Genomic DNA, 17,424 nt, shown 5'->3' on the forward strand with positions numbered 1-17,424 from the left:
CTCGATGTCGATCTGAGTGAACTCAGGCTGACGGTCGGCACGCAGGTCTTCGTCGCGGAAGCACTTGGCGATCTGGTAGTAACGGTCGAAACCGGCCACCATCAGCAGCTGCTTGAACAGCTGAGGCGATTGCGGCAGGGCGAAGAACGAACCGGCGTGAGTACGGCTCGGCACCAGGTAGTCGCGGGCGCCTTCCGGAGTTGCACGGGTCAGGATCGGCGTTTCCACGTCGAGGAAGCCGTTCTCGTCGAGGTAGCGACGGATGCTGGTGGTCATGCGCGAACGCAGACGCAGCTTCTCGGCCATTTCCGGACGACGCAGGTCCAGGAAGCGGTAGCGCAGGCGGGTTTCTTCGCCGACGTCGGAGTATTCGTTGAGCGGGAACGGCGGGGTTTCCGCTTCGTTCAGCACTTCCAGCTCGTAGCCCAGCACTTCGATCATGCCCGACGCCATGTTGGCGTTGGTCGCACCGGCCGGACGCAGACGCACCTTGCCGGTGATCTTCACGACGTATTCGCTGCGCACGCGATCGGCGGCGGCGAAGCTCTCGGCGCGATCCGGATCGAACACCACCTGAGCCAGACCATCACGATCACGGATATCGAGGAAAATCACCCCGCCGTGGTCGCGACGACGGTGAACCCATCCGCAAAGGGTAATTTCCTGGCCTTCCAGGCTTTCGTTCAGTTGGCCGCAATAATGGCTGCGCATCATGGTAGTGGTTTCGCTTCTCGTAATTCGAAATTCGGTGGAGATCCCATCGCATTCAAGCGATCGGCAATCTCACGCGTGTCGTTCGACCTGGGCCTGAACCCTAGTCAGATTTGTCGCCACCGGCCAGATTCTTCTTGGCTCCGGTCTTGAAATCGGTTTCGTACCAACCGCTGCCGCTGAGGCGAAAACCCGGCATGGACAGCTGTTTTTTGAGCTCTGGCGCCTGACAGGCAGGGCAGTCGACCAGCGGTGCCTCGCTGATCTTTTGAATGGCTTCCAACTGATGACCACAGGAAGCACATTGATAATCGTACATCGGCATGGGGGTGTCTCGGCGATCAGATTGCCACCGCGCGCAGGGCTTTGCGGCGAAAGAGCGGGATTATATCCATTAAATGCGGGCTGTGCAGCCGTAAGACTGCACAGCCCGCCATGTCATTTCAAGTATCGCCCTTTCAGGGCATTGCGGCCGACGGGGTATCCCTCAGGCCATTCATCACACACACCACCCGCACCAGACCGCTGAAGTTTTTCACCCCGCCGTGGCGCAGGTGCACTTCGCGATCCACATGGGACAGCAGCGTACTGACCGAACAGCCGTTGTGTCCGGCCATCTCTCCCAGAATGTTCCAGTAAACCTGCTCGAGCCTCAAGCACGTGGCAAACCCGTTCAAGCGTATCGACCTGGACAACGGCCGGATCAGCTCGAAATCGAAACCCCTGACAAACGGATCGACCTTCATTTCCTGCTGCGAACCGACGTGTTCGCTTCGCCTGTCTCCACCTACCATATCGCTGACACTCCTTTGCCATCGCTGCGTTTTATCAAGACAACATCCTGTGTCTTCATAAAACCGCAGACGCAAAGTCAGCGCCAGATGACTAGTTGCCCAGCTGCGTAGGATAAGCCGACATGTTCAGTAAGACTTGAAACAGCGCGCGGACATCCACCACCCTTGGACATCCGCGCAACGGCTTATCAGGTCTCGAGCAGCGCGCGCAGCATCCAGGCGGTCTTCTCATGCACTTGCATGCGCTGGGTCAGCAGGTCGGCCGTCGGCTCGTCACTGACCTTGTCCAACAGCGGGAAGATGCCGCGAGCGGTGCGCGTCACGGCTTCCTGGCCATCGACCAATTGCTTGATCATGTCCTCGGCACTCGGCACGCCGACTTCTTCTTTAATAGAGGAGAGACGCGCGTAAGTCGCGTAGGCCCCCGGCGCCGGAAAACCCAGAGCGCGGATACGCTCGGCGATCAGATCCACCGCCAGCGCCAGCTCGTTGTACTGCTCTTCGAACATCAGGTGCAGGGTCCTGAACATCGGACCGGTGACGTTCCAGTGGAAGTTATGGGTTTTCAGATACAGCACGTAGGTGTCCGACAGCAGCCGCGACAGCCCCTCGACGATGGACTTGCGGTCTTCTTCATTGATACCGATATCGATTGCCATGTTTACCCCCTAAGGCGATTGAATTCATCCAACAGGTGCAGCCCCACTCTAGCAAGGCAGCCGCCACCTCGCAGCCGGCAATCTTCACTCGCCGTGCGACAAATCGACCGGGCCGGTGCCGCTGGCCGGGGTAATTTGAGTAGCTGCAGGCTTTGCTGTTAAATAGGCAGTGTGTCGCTACGCCCCATTTTTCGGGGGTGTCGCGCATAGGCTGATGCCGGGCACGTGTCCAACGCCTCTTTATTGTTCCGAAGCGAACCGTGCGCCTTCAGCTCTTCCTTGTGAGCCGTCATAACGTGAGCCAATCAAAATGTTGAAAATCGTCCACCTGCTAATGGGCGCAGCAGCCTTGCTGCTGTCGTTCATACCCAGCTTGAAATCCGAAGCCGTTCCTTACCTGCAACAGCCCGATGCACTTTACCTGGCCTTTTTCGGCCTGCTGAACCTGATCATTGCTCCAGTGATCCCTTACTGGAACAAAGGCCCGCGCCAGCATCTGCAAAATCTGGTCAGCGCTCTTCTCGTGCTGACTGTCGTCCTGCAAACCCTGACCCTGATCGCACCGATGCCCGTCATCGCCGGTCAACCGGCCGTGCTGTTCAGCCTGGTGATCGCCCTGGTTGCCGTGGTTGTGCATCTGGCTGTGAGCTTCTACAAATCTTCACCGGCTGCCGCGCCTGTCAGCTATGACATGAGCAACCGCGATACCGGCACCGTCAAGTGGTTCAACACTTCCAAGGGTTTCGGCTTTATCTCCCGGGATTCCGGCGATGATATTTTCGTGCACTTTCGTGCAATCCGTGGCGAAGGCCACCGCGTACTGGTCGAAGGCCAGCGCGTAGAGTTCTCGGTGATGAACCGGGATAAAGGCCTGCAAGCCGAGGACGTGATCGCCGCCCTGCCGCGTCGCTGATCCAAGGCAAGAAAAAACCGCGAGCAGCCAGGCTGATCGCGGTTTTTTTTATGCCCGTACACAAGGGCCGAAATCAATAGTGTGGCGGTGGCGCCTCTTCCTCGAAGGAATCAAACTGCCCGACCATTTCTTCCTGGCGCTTGAGCAACGCTGCCATCTGCAGTTGCAGGCGCTCGATCACCCGCTGCTGCGCCACCAGTTCGTCATTCAACGCCTGAATGGTGTCATCCTGAAAGGCCTGACGGCTTTCCAGCTCGGTAACGCGTTCTTCAAGGTTCATGGCTCAGCCCTCCAGAAACGTGAAGTGTTCGGTCAGCACCAGGCGCAGCCGCTCACGAATGCCAGCGATCTGCTCGGCGCTGTAAGGTTTGGCCGGGTGCTTGCCCCAGACCGGCGCCGGCCATGCCGCATCATCACGTTTGCGCACGATCACATGCATATGCAACTGACTGACAACATTGCCCAGGGTTGCGACGTTCATCTTGTCGGCGTCGAACAGGTCCTTGAGCAGTTCTGCCAGCGCCGTGGTTTCCTGCCACAACTGCTGCTGCTCGGCGACATCCAATTGAAACAACTCGCTGATATCGTCGCGACGCGGCACCAGGATGAACCACGGGTAATTCGCATCGTTGGACAACAGCAGTCGGCAGAGCGGGAAGTCGCCGATGGTCAGGGTGTCCTGTTGAAGTCGTGAATCTAAAGCAAACACTGCGTGCACTCCCGGCTGATCTACACAATTCAGCTTAGCGGCCATCCAGACAGGCAACGCACCAAGCGACAGGCAGGCAGCATACCTGTGAATGCGCCGGGCTTCACGATGACCGTGCCCGGCCATCCCGGCAGAGCTCCGCCATGTGACATTCGCAGAGCACACGCACCACCAGAGAGCCAGGACAACCTTGGAACACGAAAAATAGCCCGCAAACCTGACTCCGCCGACAACGGACTCACCCCAATCTGTACGAATCCGGTACAGCCTGTAAATTTTTTGCACCAAAACCGCACAGTGCGTCTACGCTCAGTGCGTCGGGCATCCGCCAAATACTCACTGATGGGGTGAACCGGTAACGTTTTTAACTGTCACGGCCCCACTCGAACGTGAGAACACGATGTAAAGGTATGCGTCAAGCACCTGATACAAAAGGGCTTGAACCCCCGTTTTTATGCGGTTTTTACAGTTTCATGCAGGTGTTCGGAAAAATAAACGTAGCAGCCCTGCACTTTGTGCACGCTTGTTGCATCAGGACACACATGGTCTATAAGCGCACCACGGGAAGTGGAGGCTTGAGGTCAACCAATACGGTGGCAGGGTTGCCCCAATGGAGATTCAAGTGTTTTGCCAGGGACTCTTTTTTACCGATGCAAAAAGGCCCAGAAACAGCGATAAAGTTGTCAGCCCGGCTGCATGGGTACTGTGAATTTGCGACATCAACCCAACTGTTTGCGACGCTGTCGTAAAGAACATGAAAGGTTGTATGAGCAAGTATCGCCAACATTGTCGGCGTGATATAAGTTTGCGCCGACACAAAAAGAAAGAGCCGCCCAGATAATAAAACAGGTGGGACGGCAGTACTCTTCTAAAACCAAAGGAGCAAATCACGATGCGCGTGATGAAGTGGAGCACAATCGCACTGGCAGTTGCAGCAGCAGCCAGCACTCAGTTGGCTACGGCCGCCCCGTTTGTTAGTGACCAGGCAGAAGCCAAAGGTTTCGTTGAAGACGCAAAACTCACCGAAACGTTGAAGAACTACTACTTCAACCGCGACAACAAGAACGGTGGCGCTGACCAGAAAGACTGGACACAAGGTTTTCTGGGTAATTTCACCTCCGGTTACACCCAAGGTACTGTCGGCGTAGGCGTTGACGCTTTCGGCTATCTGGCTATCAAACTGGACGGTGGTGACGGTACTTCCGGTTCGGGTAACATGAGCCGTAGCGATGTCGTCAATCCGAACAACGGCGCTCGCGACGTTAACGACAGCCAAGGCAAAGCCGGCGCTGCCGTTAAATTCCGCATCTCCAAAACCGAACTGAAAGTCGGTGACCAACAGCCAAGCACTGCTCCAGTGTTCGCTGTCGGTGGTTCCCGCATCATTCCGCAAACTGCCAGCGGCTTCCAGCTGCAGAGCAGCGAAGTCAAAGACCTTGACCTCGAAGCCGGTCACTTCTACTCGGCGACCAGCCAGGACAAGAACGCCCGTAACGGCGGCCTGTATGCGAACTACGCTGGCGTAGAAGCCAAGTCGATCGACTATTTCGGCGGCAAATACGGCATCACCGAAAACCTGAGCGCATCGCTCTACGGTGCCAAGCTGGAAGACGTCTGGAACCAGTACTACGCGAACGTGAACCTCACCACCCCATTCGGTGGCGACACTTCGCTGAACACTGACTTCAACATCTACCGCACCACCGATACCGGTGACAAGCTGGCAGGTGACATCAGCAACACCGCCTTCTCCCTGGCAACCGCGCTGTCGTTCCTGAAGGCACACACCTTCACCCTGGCCTTCCAGAAGGTTAATGGCGATACCCCGTTCGACTACGTCGGCGTGGGCAAGAACAACCGTGGCGGCGACTCGATCTTCCTCGCCAACTCCATCCAGTACTCTGACTTCAACGGTCCAGGCGAGAAATCCCTGCAAGCCCGTTACGACCTGAAAATGGCCGAGTACGGCGTACCAGGCCTGAGCTTCATGGTTCGTTACGTCAAAGGTTGGGATATCGACGGTACCGGTCTGGCTGCAAACAGCCAATACCGCACCAGCACTGGCGCACCGCTCTACGGTGAAGATGGCAAACACCACGAAACCAACTTCGAAGCCAAGTACGTTGTCCAGTCTGGCCCAGCGAAGGATCTGTCGTTCCGCATCCGTCAAGCCTGGCACACTGCTAACGCCGACCAGGGCGAAGGCGACGTTAAAGAGTTCCGCCTGATCACCGAATACCCACTGAACATCCTGTAATTGTCAGTGGTTAGTTTGGAAGCATAAAAAAAGGCCCATCTTCGGATGGGCCTTTTTTATTGCCTGTCACTTGTAATAAATGCCTGACCAACAAGTCAGGCATTTAATTAGCAACCTATCATTGTGTTGCCGATTCCTGAACCACACGAATTACGCGCTGTGGAAACGGAATATCAATCCCGGCTGTCTTCAAACGATCACGCGATTGTTCATTAAACATGAACATCACATCCCAATAGTCTGCAGTTTTAACCCACACACGCAGGGACACAGTGATCGAACTGTCACCCAGCGTCGAAATGACCGCTTGCGGCGCAGGGTCCTGCATCACCCGATCATCTTTGGCCAGATCCAGCAGCACCTGACGCGCCTTTTGCAGATCCGCTTCGTAATCCACACCTACGTCGAACACCACTTTGCGGGTTGGCTGACGGTTGGTGTTGGTGATGATGCCGTTCGACAGATTGCCGTTCGGGACGATGATGGTCTTGTTGTCACCAGTACGCAGCACGGTGTGGAAAATCTGGATGCTGTCGACAGTGCCCGCCACGCCTTGCGCTTCGATCCAGTCACCGATACGGAACGGACGGAACAGCAGAATCAGTACGCCGCCGGCGAAGTTCGCCAGACTGCCCTGCAACGCCAGACCAATCGCCAGACCGGCAGCACCGATCGCGGCCACGAACGAGGTGGTTTCCACGCCGATCATCGAGGCGACGCTGACGATCAGCAACACCTTGAGGATGATGTTCGCCAGGCTGCTGATGAAGCCTTGCAGCGCCAGGTCGGCATTGCGCAGGGCCAGCAGACCGCCGAGCTTTTGCGTGACCTTGTTGATCAGCCACCAGCCGATCGCCAGGGTAATCACCGCCAGCAGCACGCGACTGCCGTATTCCATGATCATCGGAATCCACGCCTGGGATGCCTTGACCAGGTTGTCTACCTCAGCATTCAAATCCATCTTTCATCTCCTGATGTCCGGCTACCCGGGGCTGTACACAAATTAAAAGTGGGAGCGGGCTTGCTCGCGAAAGCGCTGTGTCATTCAACAATGAGTTGCCTGACACACCGCTTTCGCGAGCAAGCCCGCTCCCACAGCCATCTGACCGGACTTAGTCGCGGAAGTTGTTGAACTGCAGTGGCATGCCGAATTCCTTGGCACGCAGGGCCGCGATGGCTTCCTGCAGGTCATCGCGCTTCTTGCCGGTCACACGCACCTGCTCGCCCTGAATGGCGGCCTGCACCTTGAGCTTGGCGTCCTTGATGTGAGCGACGATCTTCTTCGCCAGCTCCTTGTCGATGCCTTCCTTGAGGATTGCGTCCTGCTTCATCAGTTTGCCCGAGGCGTAAGCGTCTTTGACTTCAAGGCACTGCACATCGATCTTGCGCTTGGTCAGAGCCAGCTTCAGGATCTCGATCATCGCTTCCAGCTGGAACCCGGCTTCAGCGGTCAGGTTGACGGTCAGGTCCTTTTCCTTGAACTCGAAGCTGCCTTTGCCTTTCAGGTCATAGCGACGATCGAGTTCCTTCACGGCGTTCTCGACCGCGTTGGTCAGCTCGTGTTTGTCCAGTTCGGATACCACGTCGAACGACGGCATGTAGTCTCTCCAATAAAAAGGCGCGCTCGATCAGGACGGAGCGCGCTTGGCTTGCGGTTAAAATCCGGCTCATTATAACGGGTCTTTTCCCACCGATACGGCGAGCCTTGCATGCCAGTACCTTACCGAGTGAAAAACTGATGTCCACCCCCTGGCACATTCTCGGCGCCGGCAGCCTCGGCACGCTGTGGGCCACGCGTCTGGCCCGTGCCGGTCTGCCGGTGCGCCTGATCGTGCGGGATGCCGAGCGCTTGCGCAGCTATCAGGCGGCCGGTGGTCTGACGCTGGTCGAACACGGCGCAGCCACGAACTACGCCGTCCCCGCGCAAACGGCGGACGACCCGGAGCCAATCCGCCGCCTGCTGGTCGCTTGCAAGGCCTATGACGCCGAAAGCGCCGTCGCCCGCCTCGCTCCGCGCCTGAGCGCTGATGCCGAGCTGATCCTGCTGCAGAACGGCCTCGGCAGTCAGGACGCCGTCGCATCGGTCGTTCCGCAGGCACGCTGCATCAGCGCCTCCAGCACCGAAGGCGCTTTCCGCGACGGCGACTGGCGCGTGGTGTTTGCCGGCCACGGTTTCACCTGGCTGGGCGATGCCGGGCATCCGGTGGCGCCGATCTGGCTGGATGATCTTGAGGCGGCGAAAATCCCCCACGAGTGGAGCACCGACATCCTCACCCGGCTGTGGCGCAAACTGGCGCTCAATTGCGCGATCAATCCACTGACCGTGCTCCATGATTGCCGTAACGGCGGGCTGGAGCAGCATCAATGCGAAGTCGCCACGCTGTGCGCGGAACTTGCCGAATTGCTGGAGCGTTGCGGTCAACCGGCAGCCGCGGTCAATCTGCAACAGGAAGTCGAACGAGTGATCCACGCCACCGCGGCCAATTACTCGTCGATGTATCAGGACGTGGCCAACCGCCGCCGCACCGAAATCAGCTATCTGCTGGGCCACGCCTGCAAAGTCGCCAGCCGTCATCAGTTGAACCTGCCGCACCTCAAGCAATTACAGCAGCGGCTAGTGAGCCATCTGCACAGCCTTGGATTGCCCAGCGACTGAGCAGCGGCTACGCTGCCCACTTGTTCCTTTGCTGCGATAAACCTGATGCCATTGCGCCAGCGCCTTGAAAACCTGCCGGTCGGCCAGAAACTGCTGGCCGCCCTGCTGGTGTTGTTGACCACTGTTTTACTGGTCGCCAACCTGACCTTTATCAGCGCCGCCTATTACATCTCCCAGGAAAGCATGGCGCCGCAAGCTTTGCAGACCATCGGCCGGCTGATCTCCAACCCGAGCCTGGTCTCGCAAGCGCTGGAGTCGCCACAAAGCGCCGAACGCCTGCTCAAGGAACTCGACAGCTATTCGCCGTTGCGCGCGGCGGCGCTGTACGACGGCAAGGGTGACCGCATCGCTCAGGTACAGCGGGGCGACAAACTCAATCTGCCGGAACGCTACCGGCACATCGAAGCCTGGCAACTTACCGAATTTCGCAGCAACCAGTTGATCACCCTGCCCCGCCCCGGCACTGCGCCTGGGCACTTGCTGCTGGTCGCCAGCAGTGAACTGCCGATGGCGTTCTACACCGGCACCCTGACTGCCAGCCTCGGCATCCTGATTTTCAGTGTGTTGCTGTGGCTGGTGATTGCGCGGCAGATCAAACGCCTGATCACCCGCCCGATCCATGAGCTGGAAGAGCTGTCGCGGCAGGTCACTCGCGAAGAGAACTACGCGCTGCGCGCCTCACGCGGCAACCACGATGAAATCGGCAGCCTCGCCGAAGCGTTCAACACCATGCTCTCGCGCATCGAAGCCCGCGAGCAGCAGCTCAAACGCGCCCGCGATGACTCGCAGGCGGCTTATGATCAGGCTCAGGGTCTGGCCGAGGAAACCCGCCACACCAACCGCAAGCTGGAACTGGAAGTCCAGGTACGCAGCAAGATCGAAAAGAAGCTCACCGGATTCCAGAACTACCTCAACAGTATCATCGACTCGATGCCCTCGGCGCTGATCGCCCTCGACGAGCAGCTTTACGTGACCCAGTGGAACCAGGAGGCCAGCGCCCTCTCCGGGACGCGTCTGGACGAAGCGCTGAACCAGCCGATTTTCCTCGCCTTCGAACCGCTCAAGCCGTTTCTGCCGCAACTCAAGCAGACCGTGGAAGAGCACACGGTGGCGAAGATCGAACGGGTGACCTGGTTCAAGGACGACGAGCCCAAGCACTACGCCCTGACCTTTTACCCGCTGATGGGCGGCGCCGGGCGCGGTGTAGTGATCCGCATCGACGACATCACCCAGCGCCTGTCGCTGGAAGAAATGATGGTGCAGTCGGAAAAAATGCTCTCGGTCGGCGGCCTCGCTGCCGGCATGGCCCACGAAATCAACAACCCGCTCGGCGCGATCCTGCACAACGTGCAGAACATCCGTCGGCGGCTGTCGGCGGATCTGCCGAAGAACCTCGAAACCGCTGAACAGCTCGGCATCGAACTGGACACGGTCAACCGTTACCTGCAAAGCCGCGAAGTGCCGAAACTGCTCGACGGCATCCAGCAGGCCGGCGCCCGCGCAGCAAAAATCGTCACCCACATGCTCAGCTTCAGCCGGCGCAGCACCCGGCAAATGGCCCCGTGCGATCTGCCCGCGCTGATCGATCAAGCGGTGGAAATTGCCGGCAACGACTTCGATCTGGCGATCGGTTTCGACTTCAAGGGCCAGGCGATCATCCGCCAGTTCGACCCGGCGCTCGGCCCAGTGCCAGGCACCGCCAACGAACTCGAGCAAGTGCTGCTCAACTTGCTGAAAAACGCTGCGCAAGCCATTCATCAGCGCGAAGACGACAGCGAGCCGGGGCGGATCATCCTGCGCACCAAGCTCAATCCGCCATGGGCCGAGATTCAGGTCGAGGACAACGGCATCGGCATGAGTGAGAGCGTGCGCAAGCGCACCTTCGAGCCGTTCTTCACCACCAAGGAAATCGGCCAGGGCACGGGCCTTGGGCTGTCGGTGTCGTACTTCATCATCACCAACAACCACAAAGGCCAGATGGAAGTGCAATCGGCCCCCGGTCAGGGCACCTGTTTCACCCTGCGCCTGCCGTTGGCACAACCGGCAGCCATTGCCGCCGAAAACAATCAACTACCGAGGTAACCCATGGGCTTTCGCTTGTCGAAGATCTACACCCGCACCGGCGACAAAGGCGAAACCGGCCTGGGCGATGGCCGCCGCGTACCCAAGGATCACCCACGCATCGAAGCCATTGGCGAAGTCGACACGCTGAACAGTCAGGTCGGCGTGCTACTGGCCGGGCTGATCGCCGAGCGCGAGGCGTTTCCGGGACTGACTGAACTGATCGACGTGCTCGCGCCTTGCCAGCATCGTCTGTTTGACCTCGGTGGTGAGCTGGCGATGCCGCAATATCAGGCGCTGAATGCGGCGGAAATCGAGCGCTTGGAAGCAGCGATTGATGTATGGAACGAGGAATTGGGGCCGCTGGAGAATTTCATTCTGCCCGGCGGGTCGCTGCTGATTGCCCAGGCCCATGTGTGCCGCAGTCTGGCGCGCAGTGCCGAGCGCCGTTGTCAGCATTTGAACGCGATCGAGCCGTTGGCCGGGGTTGGTCTGGCGTATATCAATCGGTTGTCGGATCTGTTGTTTGTGGCAGCGCGGTTGATTGCGCGACGGCAGGGGGTGGCGGAGATTTTGTGGCAGCCTGCTGCAAAACCAACAGAAATGTAGTGTTTTATCGGCCGCCATCGCTGGCAAGCCAGCTCCCACAAGGTTCTGTGTCGTTCTCCGCATTTGCGGTGCACCCAATACCTGTGGGAGCTGGCTTGCCAGCGATGAGGCCAGTGGCCTCAGCACATAATCAAGCTTCCGGCCAGAACGCCCGAATCCCCGCCACACCCTGAGCCCCAACACTCCAAGCCCTTTCGCGCTCCGCCGGGCCAACCCCGCCAAGCAAGAACACCGGCTTGCCAAAGCCCTCGATCAACGTCGAAGCCTGCTCCCAGCCCAACGGCTGCGCATCCGGGTGGGTCAAGGTCGGCTGTACCGGCGACAGGGTGACGAAATCCACGCCCATCTGCTCGGCCAGTGCCAGCTCTTCCGCGTTATGGCAGGACGCCGCCAACCAGCGTTCGGCCGGCAACGGTCGCCCTGCTGCGGCGTATTTGCGCAGTTGCGCGGCGGTGATGTGCCAACCGGCAGACGGGAAATCGCCGAGCCATTCGAACGGCCCCTTGATCATCAACTGCGCCTTGCCGGCGCACAGACCGACCGCATCCACCGCCAGATCGCGGTATTTCGGGTCATAGCCGTTCGGCGCGCGCAGCTGGATCAACTTGATCCCGCCGGCAATCGCTTTCTGGATGCCACGCAGCAAGGCCGGGGCTTCCAGATCTTCCGGAGTGATCAGGTATTCGCCGGGCAGACGCGCCGCAGCCACGATCGGCTGATTGGCCGCCGGGAATTCATAGTTCAGCAGATCCTTGGCGGTTACCCACGCCAGTGGCTGGCCCTCGGCACCGTGCGGTTCACCGGTGAACCGGGAAACTTCCCAGACATCCAGCAACACCTGTTTGTCCGGGTAATCGTGGCGAACCTTGATCAGTGGACGAACGGCGCCGACGACAATGCCCAACTCTTCCTGCAGCTCGCGCGCCAGCGCGCTTTCGACGGATTCGTCAGCCTCGACCTTGCCGCCGGGAAATTCCCACAGGCCGCCCTGATGCTGGGTGTCGGCACGGCGGGCGATGAGGATTTTGCCGCTGTCGTCACGAATGACGGCAGCCGCGACGTGTACGCGTTTCACGGATTCAACTCCTCCAGTCCAGCCTTCTGCCACGCCTTGAAGGCAGGCCATTGGTAGACGGTTTCAACATAGGCCTGATCAACCGCCGGCAACTGCACCTGGTAAGTCCGCAGGCGCACGGCAATCGGGGCGAAAAACGCATCGGCCAGACTTACCCGGCCAAACAGATAGGGCCCGGTTTCAGTGGCCACCGCGCGACATTCCGCCCACAGCGCGAGCATGCGTTCGATATCGACCTTCACTTCCGGCGGCACCGGGTTCAGCGGTGCATCGTGGCTCAGGTTGAACGGCATGTGATTGCGCATGGCGAAAAAACCGCTGTGCATCTGCGCACAGGCGGATCGCGCCTGGGCACGGGCGAACAGGTCGGCGGGCCAGAGCTGTTCGGACGGGAACTGCTCGGCCAGGTATTCGGCAATCGCCAGAGAATCGGCCACCGTGCCCCGAGAGGTTTGCAGCAGCGGCACCTTGGCGGTCGGCGAATGCTTGAGCAGGCGCTCGCGGGTGTCGGGCTTGCCGAGCTTGATCAGTTCTTCGGTGTAGGGAGCGCCGGTCAGTTCCAGCGCCAGGGCAGCGCGCAGGGACCAGGAGGACAGCAGTTTGTCGCCGATGATCAGGTGCAGGGACATGGTGTGGCGCCTTTTCGTCAGTGGAAAGCTTCAAGACTTGTTATGACTGGACCAACGCCTTCGCGGGCAAGCCCGCTCCCACAGAGGTTTTGGTCGCTCACAAAGGTTGTGTACACCGCAGGACCCTGTGGGAGCGGGCTTGCCCGCGAAGAGGCCGGCAGCCTACCCTCACCCCTTGGATCAGGTGCGGTATTCGGCGTTGATCTTCACATATTCATGCGACAGGTCGGTGGTCCAGATGGTTTCGCTGCAATCGCCGCGACCCAGCTCGATGCGGATGGTGATCTCTTCCTGCTGCATCACCGCCGAGCCTTGCGCTTCAGTGTAGGTCGCTGCGCGCGCGCCACGGCTGGCGATGCACACATCGCCGAGGAACACGTCGATCTTGCTCACATCCAGGTCCGGCACGCCGGCACGGCCGACGGCGGCGAGAATGCGGCCCCAGTTCGGATCGGAGGCGAACAGCGCGGTCTTGATCAGCGGCGAGTGGGCCACGGTGTAACCGACGTCCAGGCATTCCTGATGATTGCCGCCACCGTTGACTTCAACAGTCACGAACTTGGTCGCGCCTTCGCCGTCGCGCACGATGGCCTGGGCCACGTCCATGCACACTTCGAATACCGCTTGTTTCAGCTTGTTGAACAGCTCGCCTTCGGCGCGGGTGATTTCCGGCAGTGCAGCCTTGCCGGTGGCAATCAGCATGCAGCAGTCGTTGGTCGAGGTGTCGCCGTCGATGGTGATGCGGTTGAACGACTTGTTCGCACCGTCGAGCATCAGGTTGTGCAGCACGTCGCGGGAGACTTTGGCGTCGGTGGCAATGTAGCCGAGCATGGTCGCCATGTTCGGGCGAATCATGCCTGCGCCTTTGCTGATGCCGGTGACGGTGATGGTTACGCCGTCATGCTGGAACTGGCGGCTGGCTCCCTTGGGCAGGGTATCGGTGGTCATGATGCCGGTGGCGGCGGCTGCCCAGTTGTTTTCCGACAGGTCATCCAGCGCCGCCTGCAACGCGCCTTCGATCTTCTCGACCGGCAGCGGCTCACCGATCACCCCGGTGGAGTACGGCAGAATCTGACTGGCATCGACACCGGTCAGCTCGGCCAGTCTGGCGGTGGTGCGCTCGGCAGCCGCCAGGCCCGGCTCACCGGTACCGGCGTTGGCATTACCGGTGTTGGTCAGCAGGTAACGCACAGCGTTCTGCACACGTTTTTTCGCCAGGATCACCGGCGCGGCGCAAAAAGCGTTCAACGTAAACACACCGGCCACGGTCGAACCTTCGGCACAGCGCATCACTACCACATCCTTGCGCCCCGGGCGCTTGATGCCGGCCGAGGCGATACCGAGTTCAAAACCGGCAACCGGGTGCAACGTAGGCAAAGGACCAAGACCAACAGCCATGAATGCGCTCCTTACTCAATGATGTCAGCACCGCCCAGAGTGATGGCGGTGGTGTAAATGGCAAAACGCCGCGACGGCAGGAGCCGGTCGCGGCGCGGGTATTTCAGCGATTGAAACGGGGGTTACTGAATCTGCCCGTGGCAATGCTTGAATTTCTTGCCCGAACCGCAGTAGCACAGTTCGTTGCGGCCCAGCTTCTGCTCGTTGCGCACCGGCGCGGTGGCGAGGGCGACATCGACCTCTTCACCCAACATTTCCGGTTGCTCCAGACCCGGGGCCTCGGCGTGTTCGAACTGCATGCGGGCGGCCAGTGCTTCGGCTTCCTGACGCAGGCGTTGCTCTTCGGCTTCCGGATCTTCGCGGCGCACCTGAACGTGCGACAGCACACGGATCGAGTCGCGCTTGATCGAATCCAGCAGCTCGGAGAACAGCGTGAACGACTCGCGCTTGTATTCCTGCTTCGGGTTCTTCTGGGCGTAGCCACGCAGGTGGATGCCGTGACGCAGGTGATCCATGGTCGACAGGTGGTCTTTCCACAGATCGTCCAGCACGCGCAGAACGATCTGCTTCTCGAACGAGCGCAGTGCGTCGGCACCGGCCTGATCTTCTTTCTCGTTGTACGCCGCCATCAGCTCGACCATCAGCTTCTCGCGCAGCGTCTCTTCGTACAGGTGATCGTCTTCGTCGAGCCATTGCTGGATCGGCAGTTTCACCCCGAAGTCACTGGCCAGCGAAGCTTCCAGACCGGCCACGTCCCACTGCTCTGGCAGCGATTGTGGGGGAATGTGTGCGCTGACGGTGGCGTTGAGCACGTCCTGACGGAAGTCAGCGATGGTTTCACCGATGTTGTCAGCGGCCAGCAACGTGTTACGCATGTGATAAATCACTTTACGCTGTTCGTTGTTGACGTCGTCGAACTCGAGCAGTTGCTTGCGGATGTCGAAGTTGCGACCTTCCACCTTGCGCTGCGCCTTCTCGATCGCGTTGGTCACCATGCGGTGTTCGATCGCTTCGCCCGGCTGCATGCCCAAGGCTTTCATGAAGTTCTTCACCCGGTCAGAGGCGAAGATGCGCATCAGGCTGTCTTCCAGCGACAGGTAGAAGCGGCTGGAACCGGCATCACCCTGACGACCGGCACGGCCACGCAGCTGGTTGTCGATACGACGGGATTCGTGACGCTCGGAGGCGATCACCTGCAGACCGCCGGACTCCAGCACTTGCTGGTGACGCTTCTGCCAGTCGGCCTTGATCTGGGCGATCTGCTCAGGGCTCGGGTTTTCCAGCGCCGCGACTTCCACTTCCCAGTTACCGCCCAACAGGATGTCGGTACCGCGACCGGCCATGTTGGTGGCGATGGTCAGGGCGCCCGGACGACCGGCTTGCGCGATGATCTCGGCTTCTTTTTCGTGGAACTTGGCGTTGAGGACCTTGTGCTCGATGCCTTCCTTGTTGAGCAGGTTGGACACGTGCTCGGAAGTTTCGATGGTCGCGGTACCCACCAGGATCGGACGGCCCTGGGCCATGCCTTCCTTGATGTCATTGATGATCGCCGCGTATTTCTCTTCGGCGGTCAGGAACACCAGGTCGTTGTAGTCTTTACGCGCCAACGGCTTGTTCGGCGGAATGACCATGACCTGCAGGCCATAGATCTGGTGGAATTCGAACGCTTCGGTGTCGGCGGTACCGGTCATGCCGGACAGCTTGGTGTACAAACGGAAGTAGTTCTGGAACGTGGTCGAGGCCAGGGTCTGGCTTTCGGCCTGAATGTTCAGACCTTCCTTGGCTTCGATGGCCTGGTGCAGGCCTTCGGACAGACGACGACCCGGCATGGTACGGCCGGTGTGTTCGTCGACCAGCACGACCTGGCCGTCCTGCACGATGTATTCGACGTTGCGATGGAACAGCTTGTGCGCACGCAGACCCGAGTAGACGTGAGTCAGCAGACCCAGGTTATGCGCCGAGTACAGGCTCTCGCCTTCGGCCAGCAAGCCGACGCCGGTGAGCATTTCTTCGATGTACTGGTGACCGGCTTCGTTGAGTTCGACCTGACGGGTCTTCTCGTCGATGGTGTAGTGACCGGCCTTGGTGACTTGGCCTTCGACCTCTTCAACGTGCAGTTCCAGCTGCGGGATCAGTTTGTTGATCTCCATGTACAGCTTGGAACTGTCCTCGGCCTGACCGGAAATGATCAGCGGGGTACGGGCTTCGTCGATGAGGATGGAGTCGACTTCGTCGATCACGGCAAAATTGAGTTCGCGCTGGAATTTCTCTTCCATGCTGAACGCCATGTTGTCGCGCAGGTAGTCGAACCCGAATTCGTTGTTGGTACCGTAGGTGATGTCGGCAGCGTAGGCGGCGCGCTTCTCTTCCGGCGGCTGGAACGGCGTCACGACGCCGACGGTCAGACCGAGGAATTCATACAGCGGGCGCATCCAGTTGGCGTCACGGCGGGCCAGGTAGTCGTTCACGGTTACAACGTGCACGCCCTTGCCGGACAGCGCGTTGAGGTAAACGCCCAGGGTCGCCACGAGGGTTTTACCCTCACCGGTACGCATTTCGGCAATCATGCCTTCATGCAAGGTCATGCCACCGATCAACTGGACGTCGAAGTGGCGCATGCCCATGACGCGCTTGCCCGCTTCACGGGCGACCGCGAAGGCTTCAGGCAACAGCTTGTCGAGGGATTCCCCTTTGGCGATACGGGCCTTGAACTCATTGGTCTTGGCGCGCAACTGATCGTCCGAAAGGGCCACCATTTGCTCTTCGAAGGCATTGACGAGCTGCACCGTCTTGAGCATGCGTTTGACTTCACGCTCGTTCTTGCTTCCAAAAAGTTTCTTTAACAAAGGCGCAAACATATCGGCAGGATCTTCCACAATAATGGGTTGGTGGGCGGCCCCGTGAGTCGCCCGTGCAGCCCTCATGGCCGCATGCGAACGAGCATTCTACCCGG

General features: G+C 59.5%; 17 protein-coding genes. 5 read left to right on the forward strand and 12 right to left on the reverse strand.

The genetic code is table 11. The features are described from left to right. From ACIOUG_RS14280 to ACIOUG_RS14295, 4 genes are all read right to left on the reverse strand, one after another. On the reverse strand, positions 1-714 hold a 714-nt coding region (locus ACIOUG_RS14280; RefSeq protein ID WP_401066436.1), incomplete at its 3' end, for an amino acid--tRNA ligase-related protein. A gap of 100 nt (positions 715-814) precedes the next feature. Beyond that, positions 815-1,036, reverse strand: a complete 222-nt coding sequence (locus ACIOUG_RS14285) for an FmdB family zinc ribbon protein (RefSeq protein ID WP_003227532.1) — start codon at positions 1,034-1,036, stop codon at positions 815-817. A gap of 133 nt (positions 1,037-1,169) precedes the next feature. Beyond that, positions 1,170-1,505: a ribbon-helix-helix domain-containing protein gene (locus ACIOUG_RS14290; protein ID WP_401066438.1), complete on the reverse strand. Its 336-nt coding sequence runs from the start codon at positions 1,503-1,505 to the stop codon at positions 1,170-1,172. A 188-nt stretch (positions 1,506-1,693) separates the two neighbouring features. Further along, a complete protein-coding gene (locus tag ACIOUG_RS14295; RefSeq protein ID WP_401066440.1) occupies positions 1,694-2,164 on the reverse strand; it encodes a Dps family protein in 471 nt (156 codons plus the stop codon). Positions 2,165-2,474: 310 nt separating this feature from the next. Between ACIOUG_RS14295 and ACIOUG_RS14300 the strand changes: the two genes are divergently transcribed. Then, on the forward strand, positions 2,475-3,077 hold the full coding sequence (locus ACIOUG_RS14300) for a cold shock domain-containing protein membrane protein (RefSeq protein WP_401066442.1): 603 nt from the start codon (positions 2,475-2,477) through the stop codon (positions 3,075-3,077). 73 nt (positions 3,078-3,150) lie between these two features. On the opposite strand, the gene ACIOUG_RS14305 is transcribed toward ACIOUG_RS14300, so the two are convergent. Continuing rightward, on the reverse strand, positions 3,151-3,357 hold the full coding sequence (locus ACIOUG_RS14305; RefSeq protein ID WP_401066444.1) for a SlyX family protein: 207 nt from the start codon (positions 3,355-3,357) through the stop codon (positions 3,151-3,153). 3 nt (positions 3,358-3,360) lie between these two features. Next, complete coding sequence (locus ACIOUG_RS14310) at positions 3,361-3,786, reverse strand: HIT family protein (protein ID WP_401066446.1); 426 nt, start codon at positions 3,784-3,786, stop codon at positions 3,361-3,363. A gap of 892 nt (positions 3,787-4,678) precedes the next feature. Between ACIOUG_RS14310 and ACIOUG_RS14315 the strand changes: the two genes are divergently transcribed. Beyond that, on the forward strand, positions 4,679-6,043 hold the full coding sequence (locus ACIOUG_RS14315; protein WP_007962090.1) for an OprD family porin: 1,365 nt from the start codon (positions 4,679-4,681) through the stop codon (positions 6,041-6,043). Positions 6,044-6,161: 118 nt separating this feature from the next. Here the strand turns inward: ACIOUG_RS14315 and ACIOUG_RS14320 are convergent, their stop codons facing one another. Together ACIOUG_RS14320 and ACIOUG_RS14325 are read right to left on the reverse strand one after the other, a co-directional pair. After that, entirely contained in the window at positions 6,162-7,004 is an 843-nt protein-coding gene (locus tag ACIOUG_RS14320; RefSeq protein ID WP_102355034.1) for a mechanosensitive ion channel family protein, read from the reverse strand. Between the two features lie 151 nt (positions 7,005-7,155). After that, positions 7,156-7,641, reverse strand: a complete 486-nt coding sequence (locus tag ACIOUG_RS14325; protein ID WP_003227548.1) for a YajQ family cyclic di-GMP-binding protein — start codon at positions 7,639-7,641, stop codon at positions 7,156-7,158. Positions 7,642-7,781: 140 nt separating this feature from the next. Between ACIOUG_RS14325 and ACIOUG_RS14330 the strand changes: the two genes are divergently transcribed. Genes ACIOUG_RS14330 through ACIOUG_RS14340 form a run of 3 tightly spaced genes read left to right on the forward strand, consistent with a single transcriptional unit; the run spans position 7,782 to position 11,369 of the window. Beyond that, positions 7,782-8,699: a putative 2-dehydropantoate 2-reductase gene (locus tag ACIOUG_RS14330; RefSeq protein ID WP_401066448.1), complete on the forward strand. Its 918-nt coding sequence runs from the start codon at positions 7,782-7,784 to the stop codon at positions 8,697-8,699. 45 nt (positions 8,700-8,744) lie between these two features. Further along, positions 8,745-10,781, forward strand: coding sequence for an ATP-binding protein (locus tag ACIOUG_RS14335; protein ID WP_401066450.1), 2,037 nt, complete (start codon positions 8,745-8,747; stop codon positions 10,779-10,781). A gap of 3 nt (positions 10,782-10,784) precedes the next feature. Next, positions 10,785-11,369, forward strand: coding sequence for a cob(I)yrinic acid a,c-diamide adenosyltransferase (locus tag ACIOUG_RS14340; RefSeq protein WP_401066452.1), 585 nt, complete (start codon positions 10,785-10,787; stop codon positions 11,367-11,369). A gap of 130 nt (positions 11,370-11,499) precedes the next feature. Here the strand turns inward: ACIOUG_RS14340 and ACIOUG_RS14345 are convergent, their stop codons facing one another. From ACIOUG_RS14345 to secA, 4 genes are all read right to left on the reverse strand, one after another. After that, positions 11,500-12,444 carry a Nudix family hydrolase gene (locus ACIOUG_RS14345; protein WP_401066454.1) on the reverse strand — a complete coding sequence of 315 codons (945 nt, stop codon included), beginning with the start codon at positions 12,442-12,444 and terminating at the stop codon, positions 11,500-11,502. Further along, positions 12,441-13,073: a glutathione S-transferase family protein gene (locus tag ACIOUG_RS14350; protein WP_401066455.1), complete on the reverse strand. Its 633-nt coding sequence runs from the start codon at positions 13,071-13,073 to the stop codon at positions 12,441-12,443. Before ACIOUG_RS14350 ends, ACIOUG_RS14345 begins: the two co-directional genes overlap by 4 nt. A 180-nt stretch (positions 13,074-13,253) precedes the next feature. Next, positions 13,254-14,471 (reverse strand): bifunctional glutamate N-acetyltransferase/amino-acid acetyltransferase ArgJ, encoded by a 1,218-nt coding sequence (argJ, locus tag ACIOUG_RS14355; RefSeq protein ID WP_401066457.1) that lies wholly within the window; start codon positions 14,469-14,471, stop codon positions 13,254-13,256. Between the two features lie 122 nt (positions 14,472-14,593). Continuing rightward, positions 14,594-17,329 (reverse strand): preprotein translocase subunit SecA, encoded by a 2,736-nt coding sequence (secA, locus tag ACIOUG_RS14360; protein ID WP_401066458.1) that lies wholly within the window; start codon positions 17,327-17,329, stop codon positions 14,594-14,596. Positions 17,330-17,424: the final 95 nt, after the last annotated feature.

Source organism: Pseudomonas sp. NPDC087803 (genome assembly GCF_044742995.1).
Lineage (GTDB): Bacteria > Pseudomonadota > Gammaproteobacteria > Pseudomonadales > Pseudomonadaceae > Aquipseudomonas.

Coding starts and splice junctions, on each gene's coding strand:
- ACIOUG_RS14285 (WP_003227532.1), bottom strand. CDS start 1,036: ATGCCGATGTACGATTATCAATGTGCTTCCTGTGGTCATCAGTTGGAA.
- ACIOUG_RS14290 (WP_401066438.1), bottom strand. CDS start 1,505: ATGGTAGGTGGAGACAGGCGAAGCGAACACGTCGGTTCGCAGCAGGAA.
- ACIOUG_RS14295 (WP_401066440.1), bottom strand. CDS start 2,164: ATGGCAATCGATATCGGTATCAATGAAGAAGACCGCAAGTCCATCGTC.
- ACIOUG_RS14300 (WP_401066442.1), top strand. CDS start 2,475: ATGTTGAAAATCGTCCACCTGCTAATGGGCGCAGCAGCCTTGCTGCTG.
- ACIOUG_RS14305 (WP_401066444.1), bottom strand. CDS start 3,357: ATGAACCTTGAAGAACGCGTTACCGAGCTGGAAAGCCGTCAGGCCTTT.
- ACIOUG_RS14315 (WP_007962090.1), top strand. CDS start 4,679: ATGCGCGTGATGAAGTGGAGCACAATCGCACTGGCAGTTGCAGCAGCA.
- ACIOUG_RS14320 (WP_102355034.1), bottom strand. CDS start 7,004: ATGGATTTGAATGCTGAGGTAGACAACCTGGTCAAGGCATCCCAGGCG.
- ACIOUG_RS14325 (WP_003227548.1), bottom strand. CDS start 7,641: ATGCCGTCGTTCGACGTGGTATCCGAACTGGACAAACACGAGCTGACC.
- ACIOUG_RS14330 (WP_401066448.1), top strand. CDS start 7,782: ATGTCCACCCCCTGGCACATTCTCGGCGCCGGCAGCCTCGGCACGCTG.
- ACIOUG_RS14335 (WP_401066450.1), top strand. CDS start 8,745: ATGCCATTGCGCCAGCGCCTTGAAAACCTGCCGGTCGGCCAGAAACTG.
- ACIOUG_RS14340 (WP_401066452.1), top strand. CDS start 10,785: ATGGGCTTTCGCTTGTCGAAGATCTACACCCGCACCGGCGACAAAGGC.
- ACIOUG_RS14350 (WP_401066455.1), bottom strand. CDS start 13,073: ATGTCCCTGCACCTGATCATCGGCGACAAACTGCTGTCCTCCTGGTCC.
- argJ (WP_401066457.1), bottom strand. CDS start 14,471: ATGGCTGTTGGTCTTGGTCCTTTGCCTACGTTGCACCCGGTTGCCGGT.
- secA (WP_401066458.1), bottom strand. CDS start 17,329: ATGTTTGCGCCTTTGTTAAAGAAACTTTTTGGAAGCAAGAACGAGCGT.